The following is a 4022-nucleotide window of genomic DNA, read 5'->3' as shown; positions in this document are numbered from 1 at the left end:
GAGGCATGGAACTCCTCGACAACCTCGCGCTGGGCTTCTCGACGGCCCTCCTGGTCCAGAACGTCCTCTACTGCTTCGTGGGAGTGCTGCTCGGCCGCCGGGGCGCCCCTGCTGGCCCGGCTCGCCGCAGCCGTCGACCTGGCCCGACCGTTGTCGCCGGTGCTGGCCGACACGCTGGCCGCCACCGCCGCGCAGTTGGGCGAGACCATCGCCGCGGTGACCGTCGACCCGGCCTCGCCGGGGGTGCTCGCCGGTGCCCGTGGTCTGGCGCTGCGCCTGGCGTATGCGCTGACCACCGCGTTACTCGTCGAGCACGCCGCCTGGGGCGACGAGCAGGCGGCACTGGCCGCCCGGCTGTGGGCGCGCCGGTGGCTGCGGCACGAGGAGATCGCCGAGGACGCCCACCACCACCTCGATCTGCTCTGCTGAACGGCCGGCGCGAACAGACGGGTGGGTGCGCATGTCGGTACTGATCGAGCTGGGAAACGACTGGGCGTCGCCAGTTGACGACCGCCCGCCACCGCCGCAGTTGTCCCGCCGTTGGCGGGTGGCGATGCTGGTGGCGGCGTGTGCCCTGCTCGGCGGCGCCGCCCCGGCCGCGCGCCTGACACCCCAGGTGGGGCCGGCGGTGCCCGCCCGGGCGACGGTGCTCGGTGCGGGGCCGCTGCTGCTGGTCGTCGACCCCGACCAGAACCCACCGACGCTGAGCGCCTACGACCCGGCCGCGCCGGGCGGCCCGCCCCGGTGGCGGGTCACCGTGCCGCCCGCGGCCGGGTGGTCCGCCGAGGTCGCCGGTGACCTGCTCCTGCTTGTCGAACGCGATCAGGCGCGCGGGGCCCGGGCGACCTCCGCGCGGTCGATGCGGACCGGCCAGCCGGTGTGGCGGCGACCCGAGCGGGTGTACGCGGCCGGGGACGCGGCGGTTGCGGTGAGCGAGGTGCGCAGCGTCTCCGAACCGGGACGGCGGGTCGAGGGCACGGTGCAGGGTGTCGACCCGGCCACCGGCGCAACCCGGTGGTCGGTCCCGTTGCCCTCCACGGCGGTGCTGCGGCCACTTCCCGGCCTGCCCGGGCGGGTGCTGCTGGTGCAGGACGACGGGCTGACCCGGCTGCTCGACGCCCATGACGGCACCGAGCGGGGTCGGGGGCGGCTCCCGCCGGCCGACTATGGCCCGGACAATCCCCAGGTCGCCGGCGCGCATCTGGTGCTGCGTCACCCGAGCGGCGGCGCGGCGGCGCTGTCCGGGTACGACCTGCCGGGGCTGGCTCCGCGCTGGCAGGTGCCGGTGCAGCCGGGCGAGGTGACCCTTCGGCCCTGCCAGGGGCTGATCTGCGGGCAGGACGAGCGGGGACGCTGGGCGATCGACGCGGGCACCGGGGTGCGGCTGTGGACGTGGCCGGCGGGCGCCCGCTGGCGTACCGTGCCCTCTCCCCGGGGCGCCCCGGAACCCCTGCTGGTGCTGGGAATGGCGGCGGACGGCAGACGCTCCCTGGTCGCGACGGTGGGTCGCGATGGTCACTGGGTGTCCGCGGTGCTCCCGGCGGGTGTGACCGACTGCCGGCGGGCCGGCACCGGGCTGCTCTGCCGCGATGGCGCGGCACGGCAGACATTCTGGCCCCTCGACGGCCCCTGACCCTGCGGGTCAGCGCAGGGGTCCTCGGGTGACGGCGGCGCGCATCGTCGCCGGATCGCCGGCCGGGACGAACTCCAGCCACCAGGTGGCGCCGGCGGCGGCCAACTCAGCGAGGTACGCCCGCTCGGCGCGTTCGTCGGAGCGGCGTCGCCGCCCGCCGACCGCCACGTCGAACGGCTGACCGTCGGCGCGCGTCGACGGCAACGCAGCAGCGAGGTCGTGTACCTCGTCGGGGGTGAAGTCGGACCACCCGTCGGTGTCGGTGAGCTTGTACGGCACGATGCCGTCCGCGCGGGCCGCCCGGCGGCGGACCGCTCCCGCCTGGGTGCTCCCGCCGACCCAGACCGGCACCCGGGGTGACTGCACCGGCGCAGGTCGCAGGGCCACCCCGTCCGCGCGGTAGTGGGTGCCCTGGTGGGTGACCCGCTCGCCGCTGAGCAGGCCGGTCAGCAGGTCGAGACCCTCGTCGAGCATCGCGGCCCGCACGGACACCTCGGTCTGCTCACCGAAGGCGGCCAGGCCCCGGTCGCCGGCGTCGCCGACACCGACCGCCACGACGGCGCGGCCTGCGCTGAGGTGGTCGAGGGTGAGGACCTCCCGCGCCAGCTTCGCTGGGCGACGCCGGGGCAGCGCGGTGACCGTGGTGCCCAGCCGCACCCGCCCGGTGCGGCCGGCGATCGCGGCGAGAACCAGCCAGGGATCGTAGGTGAACGGTTCGTCGCCGGAGTAGTGGATCAGATAGTCCTCCAGGAAGACGCCGTCCCACCCGGCATGTTCGGCCAGCTCACCCAGCTCCACCAGGGTGGACACCTCGACCGAGGCGCCGCCGCAGGAGATTTCCAGACCGTGTCTCATCCCTCGACCGTATGGCGGGGGTCCGACGGTGTGTCCCGGCGAGTGCTGCCGCCCGATTGTCGGACCTCGGCGGGATACTGCCCGCGTGACAGTCTCTGCCGACCTCGCGATGGTCAACCTCGACAGTTCCGACCCCGCCGGCCACGCCGCGTTCTACCACCAGGCGCTGGGTTGGGAGGTCACCCACAGCCAACCGGAGTACGCGATGATCAGGTCCGGTGGCGTCTCCATCGGCTTCGGCCTGGTGGAGGGCTACCAGCCGCCGTCCTGGCCGGACTCCACCGGCGACAAGCGCTACCACCTGGATCTCTACGTCGACGACCTGGCGGCGGCGGAGCAGCAGCTCGTCGCGGCGGGCGCGTCCAAGCCGGACTTCCAGCCCGGTGGTGACCGGTGGGTGGTGCTGCTCGACCCGATCGGGCAGCCGTTCTGCATCTGCCCCCGCCCGCAAAGCTGACCAGGCTGGGTCGGCCCGCGTCGACAGGGAGCGGGCTGGGTCAGGCGCGCCGACGCGACCGGGCCGCCCACACCGCGTAGGCCGGGTCGCGGTCGAGGTTGTGCCGGTCCCGGTCGTAGCGGCGGGTGGTACGCGGGTCGGCGTGCCCCATCGCGTCCTGCACGTCCTCCAACGGCACGCCCTCGGAGCGGGCGGTGGTGGCGAACGCGTGTCGCAGTGAGTGCGGGGACAGCTTCGCCCACGCCGGGATGCCTGCTGCTCGGGCGAGCCGACGCACCAGCCGGAACACCGAGTGCCGGTCCAGCCGGCCGCCGGTCGCCGTGACCAGCAGCGGCCCGGTCAGCTGCGTTACCGGCACACCGGCGGCGGCGGCCCGTTCGGCCAGGTAGGCGTCCACGGCGTACCCGCTGCTGGGGGTGAGGGCGCGGCGGCGTTGCTTGCCGCCCTTGCCGACGAAGCGCACGCTGCGGTGTCCGCGCTCCGTGCCGAGGTCGGTCAGGTCCAGCGAGATCAGCTCCCCGACCCGCAGGCCGAGGTCGGCGAGGAGCGCAATCGCCGCCCGGTTGCGGGCGGCGGTCGCTCCGGTGTCCGCGTCCGCGGCCGCGAGCAGCGCGTCGACCTCTTCGGGGGTGAGCCCCAGGGTGGCGGAGTGATCCCGGTCGACGCGGGGCCGGTCCGCGCCGGAGACCGGGTTGGCCGGGACCGCGCCCAGTTTGACCAGGAAGTCGTACCAACTGGACAGCGCGGAGAGTCGCCGTGCCACCGTCGCCGGTGTCAGCGGGCGGCCGCTGCGGGCGCCGATGGTGGCTTCCAACGCCCGCGCGTACTCGTTGACGTGCAGGAACGTGGCCCGCAGCGGGTCCAGGTCCCGGCCGGCGCACCAGGTGAGCCAACTGGTGACGTCGCGGCGGTACGCGTCGCGGGTGTGCTCGGACAACCGCCGGTTGCGCAGCCACGCCTCGGTGACCTCGACCGGTCCGCTCGGAAGAGCGGGGGTCGCGGACGGGCGGGCGAGCACCGTCCGGCCACCACGAGTTCTTCCACGCCTGCACGCTGCTGGCGGCACTCTGCCACCAC

At 74.9% G+C, this 4022-nt stretch carries 5 protein-coding genes; 3 read left to right on the top strand and 2 right to left on the bottom strand.

From position 1 onward, the window contains the following. Together ACWCO3_RS32345 and ACWCO3_RS32340 are read left to right on the top strand one after the other, a co-directional pair. Positions 1-429, top strand: a 429-nt coding sequence (locus ACWCO3_RS32345) for a hypothetical protein (protein ID WP_450013702.1), incomplete at its 5' end; no start/stop codon positions are given. A gap of 31 nt (positions 430-460) precedes the next feature. Further along, a complete protein-coding gene (locus ACWCO3_RS32340) occupies positions 461-1633 on the top strand; it encodes an outer membrane protein assembly factor BamB family protein (protein WP_450013700.1) in 1173 nt (390 codons plus the stop codon). Between the two features lie 9 nt (positions 1634-1642). Here ACWCO3_RS32340 and ACWCO3_RS32335 read toward each other — a convergent pair whose 3' ends face one another. Further along, positions 1643-2488 carry an LLM class flavin-dependent oxidoreductase gene (locus ACWCO3_RS32335; RefSeq protein WP_450013698.1) on the bottom strand — a complete coding sequence of 282 codons (846 nt, stop codon included), beginning with the start codon at positions 2486-2488 and terminating at the stop codon, positions 1643-1645. Positions 2489-2573: 85 nt separating this feature from the next. Between ACWCO3_RS32335 and ACWCO3_RS32330 the strand changes: the two genes are divergently transcribed. Next, on the top strand, positions 2574-2945 hold the full coding sequence (locus tag ACWCO3_RS32330; protein ID WP_145781825.1) for a VOC family protein: 372 nt from the start codon (positions 2574-2576) through the stop codon (positions 2943-2945). Positions 2946-2985: 40 nt separating this feature from the next. On the opposite strand, the gene ACWCO3_RS32325 is transcribed toward ACWCO3_RS32330, so the two are convergent. Continuing rightward, complete coding sequence (locus ACWCO3_RS32325) at positions 2986-3963, bottom strand: tyrosine-type recombinase/integrase (RefSeq protein WP_450013704.1); 978 nt, start codon at positions 3961-3963, stop codon at positions 2986-2988. Positions 3964-4022 lie beyond the last annotated feature (59 nt).

It is taken from the genome of Micromonospora sp. NPDC002411 (assembly GCF_053592955.1).
The sequence above is the reverse complement of the archived record's forward strand: the minus strand, read 5'-3'. Positions and strand labels throughout refer to the sequence as shown.